The following is a 16,167-nucleotide window of genomic DNA, read 5'->3' as shown; positions in this document are numbered from 1 at the left end:
TGATCTTCACCCGATAAAATGGACACCTTCCACGTTTCAAATAACTGCCGATTCAAACTCAGCAGGTGATTTATATCCTAAACTCGAATGCAATCTCTGTCTATTGTAAAAATAGTTTAGGTAACCCTTTAATTTTGAATGTAATTTATTACTCGTTTCAAACTTATGGCCTCGAATTAAATCCGCCTTAAGTGAATGGAAGAAGGACTCGACTTCAGCATTGTCGGTACAGCATCCAGGCCTATTCATACTGGCTTTGATGTTATGACTAGCTAAATACTTTTGTACGACGTGGGCGCGGTATTCTGCGCCTCGATCAGTGTGAAATAACACACTGTCTGTTGGTCGTCGTTTCTTTATTGCTAGCCTGAGCGCCTTTAGCGTAAGCTCCGTTGTCTTGTTTTTACCAAACGCCCAACCTATTATTCGGCGTGAATACAAGTCGATGACCACAGCAAGATAGTGCCAACGAGCACCGACTTTTAAGTAAGTCACATCACCTGACCACTGTTGATTAATTGCCGTTGGCTTTTCCATATCTTTACGTTTGTTTTCTATCTCTTTATAGAAGAATTTAACTTTCGCAGGTTTGCTGTAAGTCTTTAACGCTCTTGCTCTCAACCCGTTTTCTCGCATTAAGCGGGCGACACGTTTTTCACTGGTTTTAACACCTTGTTTTTTAAGCGCATGAAATACTCTGGGACTACCATAGGTTTGGTGGCTCGCATTAAAGGTGTGTTCAATCTTCAACAATAAATCCGCATCGGATATATCTCGAGCTGATAAAGGTCGTTTTACCCAAGCATAATAACCACTGCGTGAGACGTTCAGCCATGAGCATAGGTATTTGACGCCTAAGGCTTGTCCGAACTTTTGGATGAATCCAAATCGCTCTGATGTACTTCCGCCAGATACCGTTGCCACTTTTTTAGCAAGTCATTCTCCTGCTTAAGACGCTCGTTTTCTTTCTTAAGCTTTTGGATATTATCCAATTCTTTTTTGGTTGGGGGTTTACTCATTATTTCGTCGTTACTTTGATAGCGTGGTGTCTTTTTAAACTTACCTTCTTTATATTCTTTTCGCCAACGACTGAGCATTAACGGATGAATATCGAGAGCCTCGGCAACGTCCTTTGACATAACATCGTCTCGTAAGCTTAGTTCGACGGCTTTGATTTTGAAATTAACAGGGTAAAACCATGTCCTTCTAGGTTGGGTATATTTGGGCATTGTAGCCTCCTCAAAGTGATGAGGAGGTGTCCACTAAAACGGGGGAAGAGCACAGTCCCGCTTGATTGACTTGTTAGCTTTCTGGTGCCACTTGAACGCGCTTCTGTTTAATACTATAGATATAATAGATAGCCAGACCTAAACCAATAACAAAACTTAGAGAGTGTCCTGCCTTTGGATAACCTACGGATTTAAAATCTAAATATAACGCTGGTATAAGCGCAAAAGCGATAGCAAATAAGAATATATAGCCACGTTGAATTTTACTAAAAACTAAAAACAAACCAAAACCTGCCAAACCAAAAGCAGCTTGTGATGCACCTGTACCTACATTCCATGGTGGAGGTGTAAATTGAGTGCTAAACAACGTTCCAATAGAACCAGCAAAAAGCCAAATAATTAAGGTGTATTTAGAACCAACGGCTCGTTCAATAATAATACCCAAGAATAAAATAGACAATACATTGTAAATCATATGCTTTTGATGAACATGGATTAATTGAGAAGATACTAACCTCCATATTTCAAGGCTCTTTATACCCTCTAAAGTTAAGCCACCAAAATTGGCAAGTTCCGTTATTCTTGATTTACCGAGCACCGAGCCACTAATTTGATAAGCGACATAAAACGATATGAAAACAGTAACTATACATATTAAAAAGGTAACGACAGGTTTGTGATTAATCTGCATACTATTTCCGAAAGCTAACGCTTCGAATATACGCCGCGCGCTGTTTGCGCGTCGGACATGATTTGTTTGTTATATGCCTTATACACTTTCATCTATTAATTTCATACACTTACGAGCAACTGAAGCTAACTTTGCTGATAATGGTGGTACGTTGATAGTTACTTGAGAGGGCTTACCTTGTTTAGTTAATTCAATCATTAGTGGTTGCCCCATAGTTAAATGATGAAACGCTAATTGCCCCGAATCTAAGTTGGGACTAACAAGAATATAATTGCCTTCAATTGTGTCTTGCAGCCAAGTTTCATTATTTGCAATTAGATCTGCTACAGAGAATGAAAAATTCAGAATTGATTTGTTCCGGTACCTACTGTTTTCATCTATGTACAATGATTTTACATGGATGAACGAAACTATCTGGCCATCAATAACATTTAAGTTTAACTCTATAGGATAAGTATTGTAGTAGTCATCATCTGCCGATATTCTCAACGTGCACATCGAAGCAGAAACCAATTCAGATGGTGATTCAATGTAACTACCGAATTGCAACTCTCCTAAGCTATCTCTAATGTTGAACTGAAACTTCCCATTGATTTCAACATACTCAGGAATGTTGTCGTCAGCATTTGCAATGAACGCTGCAAGGGAAATGAATAAAAAAATACATAGTCTCATATTACGACAAATCCTTTTGATTGTGCTGGCATATAACGTTCTAATAAACCCCGCAACAACGCGGAGCTTTCATTGTGTATAATCCGCGAAGCGAAATACAATGAAAGCGGAGTGTTTTGCGTCGGTTTTAATTAGTTTTGTTATGTTTGCAGAGCTACGAAACTTTAACTGCACCAACTGGAAAAATCCCTAAGTCAGTTCCATATATTTCACCGATCTCTTCAATTACCGTACTTTTAGTTACAACCATTGAACCATCGGTATTAATTGAATTTACTTCGAATACATTTCCAATAAATTCATTCAAACTTTCAACTTCATCAGCTTCTAAATACTCAGTAATCCTACTGTCTATTTCTTTAACCAATATTTTATCACCGACAATTACTGTTACTCCATCCTTATCTACAGTTGATTTCATAATTATATTCCTGAAACATAACGCTTTTTATAAATGGCGCGCGTTTTTTGCGCGTCCAGTGAAGGCCGTTTTTTGGCCGTAACGAAATTTAATAAACTTGTTAGGTTTCTGTTGCTAATAACTCCATTGCGACACCTAGCTTTATTTGTTGGATCTTACTTAACTTATGGCGATATTCTAGAAGAGTAAAAGTATCCATGCCTGTACATTCAGGACAATCTAGCTCGACTTCTACTCTACCAATCATCCGTGATTCAATAAGTAACCAATAATAAACAATTCTGTCATCCGGAAAGGAGTCTAAAACAATGACTTTAGTTGTATCCAAGTCATTTTCTAAAAAGAAAGTTTTTACGTGAGACTCAACTGATTTTGAAAATACGGATGAAGTATTTTTTAAAAGCTCCGACTTTATTTCCTTTTCAGTTTTAGAGCCAACCAATTTCACAACATTCTCCTTGAAACCTAACGCCCCTATTAAACGGAGCAGACTTGCTGGCTATACTTGCGAGGAACGAGCCTAAGCCAGCGAGTAGGCGTCCCAATTCGCGTAGCGAATGAACATGATGTTTTTGTTAGGTGATAAACTGCTCATTGCTGACTCCAAAAGATATAAAAAGAAATTATTACTACAAATGGAAGCATTAAAGGCACTAAACACATTGCAACAAACCCAGATATATTTCTATTTTTCCTAGCTTTTATACCATCTTTAATTGAGAGCAAAACTACTAAAATTAATGCAGCACCAATATAAGTGTTTGGATGTGAAAAATCACCGAATGTTGAGAAGATAAAAAGTGGCCCTAACACAGAACCAATCCAAGCTACAGCTACGCCTGCTGCGTTCATATAAGTTATGTATGGATCTCGTCTAAAGCTCACTTATCACCTAACGCCCTAATAATGGGCAAAAAATTGTTGGCTAAAATGTTGAGGAACGAAAACAGCCAACTGTTTTTTGTCCTTATTAATTAGCTTGTTAGGTGTAAATTACCACCCAATATCTTTCCAAGCGTAATACATGCCTTGAGAAAAGATATGCTTTAAGTTTTTATCATTTACCCAAGGGTACGATTTAATGTAATTTGTAGCAAAAATATCAAATGATGCATCTTTGCCAGATTGTTCCGCCAAAGCATAAACATGATCGTGACCTGTTGTCATCGCTGTTTTACACTTTGAATTGTAATTCTCTAACTCAGTTTCTGATAGTTCAGGGTATAACTTCACGAGCCGAGATTGTACTGGCTGTAGCCAATTAGACCCAAATTCCATAGCGTAATCCAAACCATCATTTAGGATTTGATTCTCGTTATATGGTTTTTTACGCCTCCTGAACCATTCGAACAACTCGTAACTCCCTTTACACCTAACGCTTACGATAACGGGATAAACCGAGTGCTTTGGCACGAAGTGCAAGCGAGGCTTTTTCCCAATGAGCGAAGCGAATGTGGTTTATTGTTTTGTTAGCTGCCATTGCCAACCCCAACCGACATCATGTACGAAACGACACATATAATGAACAGGAAAAACAAATAAAAAAGGTCGTAAGGGGACATTTCCTTGCGAGCGCCTACGTTATTAACTTTTCGCAGAAAATGATACTGCCCCCACACATTGAACAATAAAACTAATACAACATTAATAGTTTTCTTTTTAATACTAAGCCCCTCGCTAAAAGCTACGGATAAATAAATACCAGCTGCCCAAGCAAAAAAAGCGTTTAGAACAGTAAAAAACAAAGCAGAAATAGAAACAATATAGTTAACTTGCCCCTCATAAGTTGGAATTACAGAAGCGGTAAGAAGAAACCAAAGAAACGAACATGGAAAAAGCCAGCGCATTAAGAATAGTATTTTAGGTAGATGAACGGTAATCATAAGTTTCTATTGGCAGCTAACGCTTTGCATATGGGGATTTTAGGAGCGCTTTTACAGCGAGTAAAATTCCCACCATGATGCACTTGTTAATTGCCATTTTCCTCTGCCTCCGCTTTTTGAATAATTTTGGAAGACTGTACCTTTACCAAAATAAACGCTGGTAACAAAGGGACAAAAGCTAGCCAAGATTGCATTTCAAAAGCCCAAAAGTAAATAAACCAACCTTGAGCAATAATTAGCACTGTCATTTTTAACCATCGAGAGAAAAGCATGAGATCTCCCATGGCTGCCAAGGGTAGACCAAAGCAAAGTGCTCCTAAGCCATATAACCAGAGATTAAAATCTGCGGTTGAATTAATAGCCCCTACATCGATGGCAATTCCAAATAAAAATGGAACTAAAACCAAGATCATAACGACAGTTGAAAATCGATCATTGCTCAAATGCTTCTGATGAGCTTTATTTTTCTGTGCGAGTTTCTCTAATGTGTCCATGGCATTTAACAATATTAATAGGCGGAAAAATTCCGTGTTTAAACACGGAATTTTTCCGCCTTTCTACATATTCCATTTCTACCATAACCTCTAACCCTTTGTACAGGTTAACTTTATTGCCCTCTATGGATCTAGCACATGGAGAAATACGGAATATTTCCTAGATCTTGCTGTTATGCGGATTATTAACTATAACTGTATAAATAAACATGTAATTAGTAAGGATACTTTGTGCCTAAATCAATGTTCTTGAATATGATAAAAGATGAAATGTTTAAATTACGTTATTCTAAACGCTCGATTGAAGCTTATCTCAAGTGGATCAGTAGCTATATACATTTTCACCAGAAAAAACACCCAAATTTAATGCATGATAGAGAGGTAGAAACTTTCCTTTCACATTTAGTATTAGAGTTAGATGTGGCTGCAGCAACACAAAAATCAGCACTAAATGCCTTGGTATTTCTGTATCGGGATATCATTCATCAGCCTTTAAGCTTTAAGCTAAATTTTGTTAAAAGTACTCGACAACAAAAACTTCCAATCGTACTAACTACTGATGAAATGCGGCACTTATTAGCGGTTGTAAACGCTCAACAAAAGCTAGCAGTATCCATTTTATATGCTAGTGGTTTGCGCTTAATGGAATGTATTAGATTGAGAGTCCAAGATATAGACTTTGACTTCAAATCTATTCGAGTTTGGAATGGCAAAGGCGGTAAACATAGAGTAGTTACATTAGCAGAAGAGCTTATACCTCCTCTGCAACAACAAATCACTGTAGTAAAACAATATTTGGAAGCGGATCTGCTTAACCCTGAATACAGTGGCGTCTATTTACCTCATCGTTTAAGGCATAAATTCAAGCAGGCCAATCGTTCGATACAATGGCAATATCTGTTTGCTTCTAGTCGATTATCGACAGATCCTGAAGACCAGTCATTAAGGCGCCACCATATTGATGCGTCTGCGGTACAAAAAGCAGTACGGACTGCCGCCAAAAAAGCCAACATACCGAAAACCGTCACACCCCACACTCTGCGCCACAGCTTTGCCACTCACCTATTACAATCTGGTGCGGATATTCGCACAGTACAAGACCAATTAGGCCATGCCGACTTACGCACCACTCAAATATACACACATATATTACAACGTGGCGGCAATTCTGTAGTCAGCCCTTTATCTAGGCTTTAGTCTTTACCCCATAGACTTTTAGTAAACTACTTAGTCTCAACTGGCACTATGTGGGTAGATTTTATTTCTTCCATTACCACATAAGTGAATGTTTGGGTTACCCCTTTGATATCTGCAAATTTTTCGCCCAAAAACTTTCTGTAGGTTTCCATATCTTGCACCCGTATTTTAAGCAAATAATCAAAGCCCCCTGCCACTAATGAACATTCTATTACTTCGTCTAACTTCCTAACCTGTTGATTAAACTGGTTCAGTGCTTGGGTACTGGAGTTTTCTACCGACACCTGCATATAGGCTGTTAGTTTGGCATTTAGTTTTTTAGCATTGAGGTGGGCCACATATTTGTCTATGTAGCCATTTTTCTCTAAGCGTTTAACCCTTTCTAAACAGGGAGTTGGGCTTAGATTAACTTGATTAGCAAGCTCAACATTTGATATGCGGCAGTTACTTTGCAGCATATCAAGAATTTTTTGGTCTATCCGGTCAAGCTCGGTTGAGTATTTTTTCATATTAACTTTCTTTTAAATTAAGCAACATGGCGTTACCACCTGTTGCCACAATGTTATTGGTTTTGGTTTTTTCAATGGCGTAAGGCAATAACGCAAATTGACTTTGAACATGGTTTATCACAGGCACAATTGCCCCATCTCTTTTGGTTAACACTGGCCAAAGGCCCTTTGTATCACGGCAAGCGATTAAAGCAATTTGGTTATGGAGCAACCACTTGCCCATATCGTCAAACTCGCCTGCTACATGCACTAACCCAGCAGGAATGTGACCTTGAAAGATACTGGCGATGCTAGAGATAAGGTCATGACTCGCGTTATCTCGACCTATTATAACCACCCCATTGCCAGAAACTAATGCACTGATAAACTGCAGTATTGAGTGCCCATTCGTTAACGACTCGGTATCAACAATTAATAAGGCGACACCTCTGGCATGTAGGCTAAGCTCATTGGTTTCGCCAGTTGGGCCGGGTAACTCTGTTATCTCACTAAACAGGGTATTGGCTTGGGCGAGTCTATTTTGACCCAGCGCAACGTTTGCTTTATCGAGTTGGTTACTTGCTTCTAACATATCTATGGCTTTTGTTAGGGCATCACATCTGGTAGCAACGGGAGTTTGGTCCCAAGTGTGCTGTATGTCGCTGACATTATCTAAAAATTGCTGACAACCTTTAGAGAGTGATTGTGAGGTTTGCGCTTCTGCTATTGAGTTGTCGCCAATATCTACACTTTGCCATAAATCGGTAAAGCGCAATAAGTAATGAGGCCCGCCTGCTTTAAACCCTGTCCCAGAAAGCCCATGACCACCAAATGGATTTACGCCTACCACAGCCCCTACAATATTACGATTGATATAGGTGTTACCTACCTTAGTTTGCTCGAATACTTTGTCAGCAAATTGTTTTATACGACTATGCACACCAAGTGTTAAGCCATATCCGGTGTCATTTACGTCTTGAATTACTTGCTTGATTTCAGCTGCTTTATAACGAATAACGTGCAATATTGGCCCAAAGACTTCTCGTTCAAGCTGATTAATATGTTGGATTTCATATACTTGTGGCTCGACAAACGCGCCATTTACGCACTCTACAGCCAACGAACCTTTAGTAATCAAACTGGCTTCTTTTAGCATGTTTGCACTGTGTGCTTGCAGGGTTTGCTGGGCTTTGCCGTCGATAACAGGGCCTAAGTCACTACTTAATTGCCACGGGCAACCGACTTTTAAGGTTTTAATAGCCCCTTGCAGCATACTTAACATATTGTCTGCAACGTCTTCTTGCAGATACAAAACCCGTAAGGCCGAGCAACGCTGCCCAGCGCTTAAAAATGCCGATTGAATAACGCTATCTACCACTTGTTCTGGTAGTGCCGTCGAATCTACTATCATCACATTTTGACCACCGGTTTCAGCAATAAACGGAGGCATGCTAGTCCCTCGTTGCACTAAATCATTTTGAATACGCTTTGCAGTTTCTGTTGATCCTGTAAATGCGACACCAGAAACTAGCGGGCTTGCTAATAATTTAGGACCAATATCAGCTCCAGTGCCCGTCAATAACTGCAATGCCTCTACTGGAATACCCGCTTGGTGCATTAACTCTACTGCATACGTTGCCACTAATGGGGTTTGCTCTGCAGGTTTGGCAATCACACTGTTACCCGTCACTAACGCGGCCACCACTTGGCCCACAAATATGGCCAGCGGGAAGTTCCAAGGGCTAATACAAACAAAGACGCCTTTACCTTCGTCCAAACCGGTATTGCTGCCAAACTCAGACTTTAACAACCTTGCTTGTAAAGCGTAATAGCGACAAAAGTCTACTGCTTCTCGAACTTCAGATATACCGTCACCTAGGGTACGGCCAGCTTCATAACTAATTAAGGCGGTGAGTGTGTGGGTGTAATGTTCCAATAAGTCAGCCGTTTTTTCTAAAGTTTTTGCTCTATCATCAACTTTTTTAGCTCCCCACTCTACTTGGGCCAAAGCCGCACTTTGCAACGCATGGGTAATATCTTCAGAGGTTGCATCTGTGCAATGCCCTACTTTTAGATTGGCATCTGCAGGAGAATAAATCCTGTACCTTGGCTCAGTCCGTTTTACACCATTAACGATGGGGCCGGCAGTCCAGTTTTGCTTTAAGACATTCTTGACATGGTCTTGTAAATCAGAGAAAACCAATGGATCGTCTAAATCTAGGCCTGTCGAGTTATCCCTTTGCTCACCATAGTCAACAAACAAATCTTTAGACACTGGAATTTGAGTATTTCGATTACCAGGCATATTTTCGATAACTGCTTCAACGCCTTGCACTAGATTTTGAGCAGGTACTTTACCGTCTAAAAATTGATTAACAAACGAGCCGTTTGCACCATTTTCTAATAATCGCCTCACTAAATATGGCAATAAATCTTTATGTACTCCAACAGGGGCATACACACGCAGCGGTAACTCAATGCCTGTTGACTTGCTAACTTGAGCGTAAAGCAGCTCACCCATACCATGTAGTCGCTGAAATTCGAATGTGCCCATGCTCTTAGTGCCAGCTAACTGCATAATGAGTGTTAAGGTATAGGCGTTATGTGTGGCAAATTGAGAGAAAATATTTTCTTTATTTACCAATAATTTTCCAGCACACACTTGGTAACTTAAATCGGTATTGACCTTACGGGTAAACACTGGAAATTCATCAAATCCCATTTCTTGGGCATGCTTAATCTCAGCATCCCAGTACGCCCCTTTAACTAGTCTTACCATGAGTTTTTTATGTGATAACTTGGCAAGCTCTATTAACCAATCAACCACATAAATGGCACGTTTTTGATAAGCTTGTAGAACAAACCCTAAGCCGTCCCAGCCCCGTAATTCTGGTGCAAACGCTAAGGCTTGAAATATATCTAATTCAATGTCTAATCGGGCTGCTTCTTCGGCATCTATAGTCAGGCTTATTCCCAACTCCTTGGCCCGAATCGCCAGCTTTAAGACACTAGGTAACAACTCTTCTAATACCAACTCATGGTGACTAAATTCATACCTCGGATGTAATGCACTTAACTTAACAGAAATACCGTCAGCGGCATAAATGTCTGTTTCTTTATTGTTTATACCAATGCTCTCGATAGCATGTAAGTATGATTGAAAGTACTTTTCGCCGTCTTCGTAGGTTCTTGCACCTTCACCTAACATATCAAAAGAAAAACGTGTTCCTTTCGGGTTACCTTTGCGGCCTCTTTTAGCCGCTTCATTTATGTCTCTGCCTAAGACATATTGTTGTCCCATAAACTTCATAGCTTGTAACGTTGCTCTGCGTACAACTGGCTCACCCACACGGCCAATAAATTTACGAAACCACGTACTTGACTCACCAGATTTATCATTACTTTTATCTAAGATCTTGCGAGTCAGTGACAAACCGGTGCTGGCAGCATTCACCAAAAACTCAGATGAGTGCCCAATGTGCGTATCCCACTCACCCATGTGTATTTTTTCTGCAATTAATTTATCTACTGTAAAGCTATCAGGCACACGTAGTAACGCTTCAGCGAGGCACATTAGCACTACGCCTTCTTGACTAGACAAACTATATTCTTGCAAAAATACATCAAACAAGCCTTGATTGTCTGGATCAGCACGACACGCTTCAACAAATTTCAAGGCACTCTCTTCTACACGACTCTGAGCATCTGCGCTCAACGGATTCTGTTGCAGTAAATGTTCTACACTTTGTTCTTCTTCCGTTACGATGTTTTCGCGTACAGTCTGTCTAATCGATTCTAATTTTGCTGTCTGTTGTGTTGTATTTTGCATGAGCTGTCACTCTGGGTTCGTTAAATAAATTCATGATTTGATTGACGACATTGTAGACAGGAATAATTTTATATGACTCTAAAAACACTCACAAAACAAGATATTAATCTATTTTATTAAAAACATACGATACATATCACTATAATATGAACGTTAAGTCATGATTTAGTGTTTAGGTGGTTGTAGTGCAGCAGGAGTTTTTTTGCATGTTTCTAAATTTTATTAGGGTAGCTGAACTAATATAGATCTCTACGATAACGACCAGAGCTTAGCAAAGCTGATACATTTTCTTGGCCTAGGTGTTTACTCAATACCTGATGCACGCCGTCACCCATTCCTGCTTTGCTACCACAAACATATATATCTGCTCCTTGATGAACAATTGCTTGTATTTTATCTGCATGATGCGCCATTACGTCTTGCACATACGTTGGGCTTTCTGGGTGCTTTGAATAGGCAAAAAATAAATCAGTGACTACACCTTGTTGTTGCCACTGTAGCAATTCGTCTTTAAGCATTTGATCATGATGCGGGCTTCGTTCTCCATAAAACATGCACACTTTACCGGCTTTCGGGTTTATGGCTCGCTCTGCAAGTTGCGCTCGTAAGCCAGCTAGGCCACTTCCGGAGGCTATTAAAAGCAATGGGCGATTAACGTCAGTGATATGACACCGTTTATTACTACGAATATGCCCTTGGGTGATATCGTTCAACTCACTAAACTGAGTTAACCATCCAGAACCAATACCTGCTTGACCATTAAGCTGTTTTTGTAACCTTACAATTAACTTAAGATGGTTTTCATGGTGGGCCGATGCCACCGAATACTCTCGTTTTGGCAATAGCTTAAGTGAATCTAGCCAGTTTAGTGGTTCACTAGCAGAGACCTGCAAATGTTCTGGCAAAGCATACTCAGTTAAATATTCTTTGAGGGTGACAGTTAGGCCACCTTTAGCAATAGCCCGCTCACCATCTAACTTGTTAGCTTGCAGCCAATCTTGTATGTTTTTTGGGTTATGTTTAGGTTGAATTGAAATTACGTCACCTGCACGCCACTTTGGCATATCTACTGATTTAGTGGCCTCTGTTGAAAACGTCAGTAAATAAAGGGGTGCATTGGCACTATTAGGATTTAAGCATTCTCGATGGATTAGTTTCCAATTAGTGACTGCCGCCACCGATGCCACTTGGGAGCTAAAGCTACCATCCTGTTGGCTATCTATTTCTGTAACAGCGGCTTCTGATTGTGCCCCCAAAGTAGCCAATCGTTTATTGAGGTTATGACCAAAAGCACAAAAATGCTCGTAGCTACTATCTCCTAAAGCAGTTACCGAATACCGCAAATGGGAAAGATCAAAAAATGCATCCTTCTTGGATAGCTCAGTGTAAAACCTATGGCCATTGTCTGGTGGCTCGCCTTGACCATAGGTACTAACTATAAAATGTGCTTCTTGGGTATTACCTAACGTTTTTCGGCAAACACTATCTAACGGCAGTAAATTAACCTTACCTAATAACTCTAGCTCTTCCGCTTTTTTAGTTGCCAAAGTAGCCGCTGTGCCACTTTGGCTAGCATAAGCCACTAAAATTCGAGCTAGGGTATCAGCATTGGGTTTGTTTTGTCTTTGACGCACCAATAGCCAAAGACACCACACACACCATGCGCTTACTAAAAACACTGCTAAACTAATCCGGTTCAATTCACTCACCGACTATTCACCTACCCTTTGACACATTTTTAGCAACATTCATTACATTGGTAACACTTCAAACACAGCAACATAGGTTCCGGTGCGCTTTGTTGCTGGAGCCTTAGCTTGCTCGTCTTCGTAAGATGCTTCTACAAAGTAGCGACCAGCTTGTGGCCAAGTAACCGAAAATTCGCCTTTGTCGTTTGCCGTTACCTTGATTTCATTTTGCTGATCACGGTAGCGCGAACCTCCTTGAATAATTTCAACACTAGCACCTTTAGCAGGTTTGCCATCAATCAGTAATGTAAACGTCGCTTCTTCACCAGAAAACAAATCGTTGGGGTGAGTCACAGGTACCATTTCTAAACCTTGGTTTGTTGGTTGAAAAACTGAGTCAGTAGGGGCACCTAGTGTCACAAATGTTTCGATACGGCGATAGCTTTGGCTAACTTTCAATTTTTTAGCGTTTTTTGGCACCGCTTTAGCAAAATCAGCATCCGTAGTGTTTTGTCCACGTCTAGGCCATCTTTGACGTTTGCCATCTTCATCTTCCCACCTTGCGCGCAAACCACCGCTGGCAGTAGCGACTTTATAGGTGCCTTGTTCCTTTAGTTGAATATCAAAGGTACTACGGTATTTACCTTTTGACGTGTTTTCTAATTCAACAGGGCTTCCTTTTGGATCAACCACAGTCACACCTTGAATATTTAACGCAGCATGATCAATAGAAAAAATACTGTTAGACGCAGCTGCATCAAAAGTTACGTAGGGGGCATCGCCCGAAAGTACAGTTGAGCTTGGTAGAATCCAAGCTTTGTGAGCTTGGGCTTGCATAGTGACAGAACTGGCTATTACACCTGCAGCAATGAGTTTAAGTAATAATTTAGATTTCATATTGTTTCTCCCAAAAGAATGTATGACTGCCAAAAAAATAGCAGTGTTAGATGAGTAATAAAGTTGTGTTATTGAACATTTAAGCGAATGTTACCTAATTCGGTTTTACCGTTTTTAGCGATAGGTAATAAAGAAGTCTCTAGTGGCAGAGTAATCGGAATAACTACGTTCTCGCGGCCACCAACTTCACGTACAGCTTCAATTCGTAATTTATAGTTACCTGGTGTTAAATCTTTAAAATCTCCCTTTGATAGATCAATACTGACTTGGTGGCTACCAGGACCTTTAGTTGCCGAGGTTAAACCATCATAAGGTAGGTCTAAGCTACGGCCACCACGTCTCCACCATTGGCGTAAGTCTTTGAGCCACTCTAGGCCTTCATTATTCTTTTTATTAATTTGATACCAGACGGCTATTTGTGTGGATTGTCGGGCTGAGTCTTCAAGCCAAACTGCTACATAAGGTTTATGATACTCGGCTGTATCTAACTGTGGGATTTCTACAGTCAATGCCAAGGTATCAGCTTTGGCGTATGCTTGACTGACTGCAGATGCAGTTACTATGGCTCCAGCCAAAACACTTAACATAATTCGCTTTTTCTGCTTTTGCATATATCTCTCTTTAATACGCTTGTTAATGTACAAATAATAAAATCAAGACCAAGGGAATTAGCACACCTAACGCCGCTAATGGCCCCGTAGATTGGCGACTAGACGTCTGACGCCACAATAAAACTAACCCCGTAATGCTAAAAATAACGCAGCCACCGGCAAACACATCAATAAACCATGCCCAGACTGAGCCAGTATCTCGACCTTTGTGTAAATCATTAAAAAATGCGACCCAACCTCTGTCAGTATCTTCATATATAAATTCACCACTCTCAGTATCAATAGCTAACCACGCGTCACCGCCTGGCCTTGCAAGTGGCAGGTAAAATTCACCGTCTTCCCATTCTCCGACTGCACGTTTATAGATTTCGATATCGTGGACCTGCTTAAGCCACTGCTGTAACAGTGCTGACAAATAGCTCGGTGTGTCGTCGGTTAACCATTTTTGCAGCAAAGTATTAGGTACTTCGCCTTCAATACTTATATGCTGAGGGGTACTAGAAATATCAGCTGCATGATTCAAAGTAATGCCCGTTATAGAAAACAAAAACATTCCCGCCATACACAAAGACGCACTGATCCAATGCCACTGTCTTATTGATCCCATCGAAATCACCATCACTACACCCTACTCATTATTCGATAACCCTAGCTTTCATTTCTAACTAGGTTATTTAAAGACTGAATATTCGCTAAAATGTCTTGTCTCGTAGGGTTTAATTCAATGACTTTTCTTAATAACCTCAAAGCGTCAGCATATTTTTGACGATCAATTTCTAATTGGGCTTGGCCTAGCAGTGCACGCTCTTTAAATGCAGCTAACCCTTGGGCACGTACATAATATTGAACAGCTTGCGCTGACCTCTTTTTGCTATGCATTAATTTTGCGAGTGTTAATAAGGCTTCGCCATTAGTTGGGTCGGCTTTAACGCTCCCCATTAGGTTTTTTTCAGCTTTCATTGAGTCGCCTTTATGTAAGGCTAATTTGCTGCGATAGACATCAAAGCGGGATAAAAAATAGCTCGAAGTGTGCTTACGGTAAGACGCTAGCGCTGTAAGCAGCTGCTCTAGTGGTTGCCAGCGATGGTTGAAAACCAACCATTGACAAATTTGATCAATGGGCTGTACCTCAAAGCGGCTGCTGTCCTGTTGGTTGGACTTTTTAGCTAAAAATAGCGACAGGTTATTATCTAGTAATTCAACGGCCCGCTGTGCACTACCACTTTGAATATGTAGTTGAGCTAGGGTAACTATGTTGTTTGGGTCGGTAGTAGTATTAGCAACTTGATTTAACAATAGCGCACTTTCTAAACTGCTAAGTGCTTGTAATGATTGGCCCTGCTTAAAGGCTAGTTGGCCTCTTTGTAACCATAATTCAGCATTATCAGGGCTAGACATTAGCATGCCTTCAAGTAAGGCTTGAGCTTGGCTAAAAGCCTGTGCGTTAATCAAGGCGTACAGTAAGCCTTGTTTCCACTGCAAGTTGTCTGGTTCTAAAAATAATGCATATTGATAACCCGCTATGGCACTAGCACCTTGTTTTAATTGCAAATTAACAAAGGCTAATTGACCATAGACTTGGGCGTCTGCCACACCAAGTTCAATACTTTTCTTTAGATGATTTCGGGCTTTTAGGTAATCTTTACTTACCATATACACCATGCTTAAACTACGGTGTGCCAAGGCTAAGTCTGGCATTAATTGCAAGGCTGATTTAAGGGCAACTTCAGCATCAGAGTATTGCTTTAAACTAATTAAGACCTGGCCCCGCAGTTGTCTTAGAGCCGCACTGTCTTGCTCAATATCTCTTTCGCTAAAGGCTTGCTCAATTGCCTTATGGTCTTGCGCGGCTAATAAAGGTTGGAGCTCTTTAGCAAAGCTACTTTCAGACGAATCTAATTGTGCCTGAGTTTCACCCGAGGCTATATTTTTCAACAAAAACTCCCACTTTGGAGCAGTAAGCTTTACGGTAATATCAGTGGTGCCACCTAGGGTGGCAAAAACATGTGAGGATAAACTCGTCCATAGCACTGTGCAAACAGTGAGGTTTTTAATCATCAAATT

16 protein-coding genes are annotated in these 16,167 nt (G+C 40.4%); 1 reads left to right on the top strand and 15 read right to left on the bottom strand.

Going from position 1 to position 16,167, the window contains the following annotated elements:
* Positions 1–36: 36 nt before the first annotated feature.
* The 8 genes from ABJD71_RS16520 to ABJD71_RS16485 form a co-directional block, all read right to left on the bottom strand.
* A protein-coding gene (locus ABJD71_RS16520) for an IS3 family transposase (protein ID WP_348171939.1) occupies positions 37–1,229 on the bottom strand; the annotation gives its coding sequence in 2 pieces (ribosomal slippage) (positions 37–921 and positions 924–1,229; 1,191 coding nt in all).
* A gap of 73 nt (positions 1,230–1,302) precedes the next feature.
* On the bottom strand, positions 1,303–1,920 hold the full coding sequence (locus ABJD71_RS16515) for a rhomboid family intramembrane serine protease (protein WP_348171936.1): 618 nt from the start codon (positions 1,918–1,920) through the stop codon (positions 1,303–1,305).
* Positions 1,921–1,998: 78 nt separating this feature from the next.
* Positions 1,999–2,595, bottom strand: coding sequence for a hypothetical protein (locus ABJD71_RS16510; RefSeq protein WP_348171933.1), 597 nt, complete (start codon positions 2,593–2,595; stop codon positions 1,999–2,001).
* A gap of 154 nt (positions 2,596–2,749) precedes the next feature.
* Complete coding sequence (locus ABJD71_RS16505; protein WP_348171930.1) at positions 2,750–3,016, bottom strand: hypothetical protein; 267 nt, start codon at positions 3,014–3,016, stop codon at positions 2,750–2,752.
* 100 nt (positions 3,017–3,116) lie between these two features.
* On the bottom strand, positions 3,117–3,464 hold the full coding sequence (locus tag ABJD71_RS16500) for a hypothetical protein (protein ID WP_348171927.1): 348 nt from the start codon (positions 3,462–3,464) through the stop codon (positions 3,117–3,119).
* Positions 3,465–3,607: 143 nt separating this feature from the next.
* Positions 3,608–3,901 carry a hypothetical protein gene (locus tag ABJD71_RS16495; protein ID WP_348171924.1) on the bottom strand — a complete coding sequence of 98 codons (294 nt, stop codon included), beginning with the start codon at positions 3,899–3,901 and terminating at the stop codon, positions 3,608–3,610.
* A 108-nt stretch (positions 3,902–4,009) separates the two neighbouring features.
* Positions 4,010–4,294, bottom strand: coding sequence for a hypothetical protein (locus ABJD71_RS16490; RefSeq protein ID WP_348171921.1), 285 nt, complete (start codon positions 4,292–4,294; stop codon positions 4,010–4,012).
* A 691-nt stretch (positions 4,295–4,985) separates the two neighbouring features.
* Positions 4,986–5,393 (bottom strand): hypothetical protein, encoded by a 408-nt coding sequence (locus ABJD71_RS16485; RefSeq protein ID WP_348171918.1) that lies wholly within the window; start codon positions 5,391–5,393, stop codon positions 4,986–4,988.
* A 231-nt stretch (positions 5,394–5,624) separates the two neighbouring features.
* Here ABJD71_RS16485 and ABJD71_RS16480 point away from each other — a divergent pair, with 231 nt between their 5' ends.
* Complete coding sequence (locus tag ABJD71_RS16480) at positions 5,625–6,590, top strand: integron integrase (protein ID WP_348171915.1); 966 nt, start codon at positions 5,625–5,627, stop codon at positions 6,588–6,590.
* 26 nt (positions 6,591–6,616) lie between these two features.
* Here ABJD71_RS16480 and ABJD71_RS16475 read toward each other — a convergent pair whose 3' ends face one another.
* The 7 genes from ABJD71_RS16475 to ABJD71_RS16445 all read right to left on the bottom strand — a co-directional run bounded on the left by ABJD71_RS16475 (position 6,617) and on the right by ABJD71_RS16445 (position 16,161).
* Complete coding sequence (locus ABJD71_RS16475; RefSeq protein WP_348171912.1) at positions 6,617–7,099, bottom strand: Lrp/AsnC ligand binding domain-containing protein; 483 nt, start codon at positions 7,097–7,099, stop codon at positions 6,617–6,619.
* Between the two features lies 1 nt (position 7,100).
* On the bottom strand, positions 7,101–10,907 hold the full coding sequence (gene putA / locus ABJD71_RS16470) for a bifunctional proline dehydrogenase/L-glutamate gamma-semialdehyde dehydrogenase PutA (protein WP_348171909.1): 3,807 nt from the start codon (positions 10,905–10,907) through the stop codon (positions 7,101–7,103).
* A gap of 236 nt (positions 10,908–11,143) precedes the next feature.
* On the bottom strand, positions 11,144–12,616 hold the full coding sequence (locus ABJD71_RS16465) for a flavodoxin domain-containing protein (RefSeq protein ID WP_348171906.1): 1,473 nt from the start codon (positions 12,614–12,616) through the stop codon (positions 11,144–11,146).
* 42 nt (positions 12,617–12,658) lie between these two features.
* Positions 12,659–13,492 (bottom strand): DUF4198 domain-containing protein, encoded by an 834-nt coding sequence (locus ABJD71_RS16460; RefSeq protein ID WP_348171903.1) that lies wholly within the window; start codon positions 13,490–13,492, stop codon positions 12,659–12,661.
* Positions 13,493–13,560: 68 nt separating this feature from the next.
* Entirely contained in the window at positions 13,561–14,103 is a 543-nt protein-coding gene (locus ABJD71_RS16455; RefSeq protein ID WP_348171900.1) for a DUF2271 domain-containing protein, read from the bottom strand.
* A 22-nt stretch (positions 14,104–14,125) separates the two neighbouring features.
* Complete coding sequence (locus ABJD71_RS16450) at positions 14,126–14,710, bottom strand: PepSY-associated TM helix domain-containing protein (RefSeq protein WP_348171897.1); 585 nt, start codon at positions 14,708–14,710, stop codon at positions 14,126–14,128.
* Positions 14,711–14,751: 41 nt separating this feature from the next.
* Positions 14,752–16,161 carry a tetratricopeptide repeat protein gene (locus tag ABJD71_RS16445; RefSeq protein WP_348171894.1) on the bottom strand — a complete coding sequence of 470 codons (1,410 nt, stop codon included), beginning with the start codon at positions 16,159–16,161 and terminating at the stop codon, positions 14,752–14,754.
* Positions 16,162–16,167 lie beyond the last annotated feature (6 nt).

The sequence above is a fragment of the Paraglaciecola sp. genome, assembly GCF_039943935.1.
Lineage (GTDB): Bacteria > Pseudomonadota > Gammaproteobacteria > Enterobacterales > Alteromonadaceae > Paraglaciecola.
The sequence above is the reverse complement of the archived record's forward strand: the minus strand, read 5'-3'. Positions and strand labels throughout refer to the sequence as shown.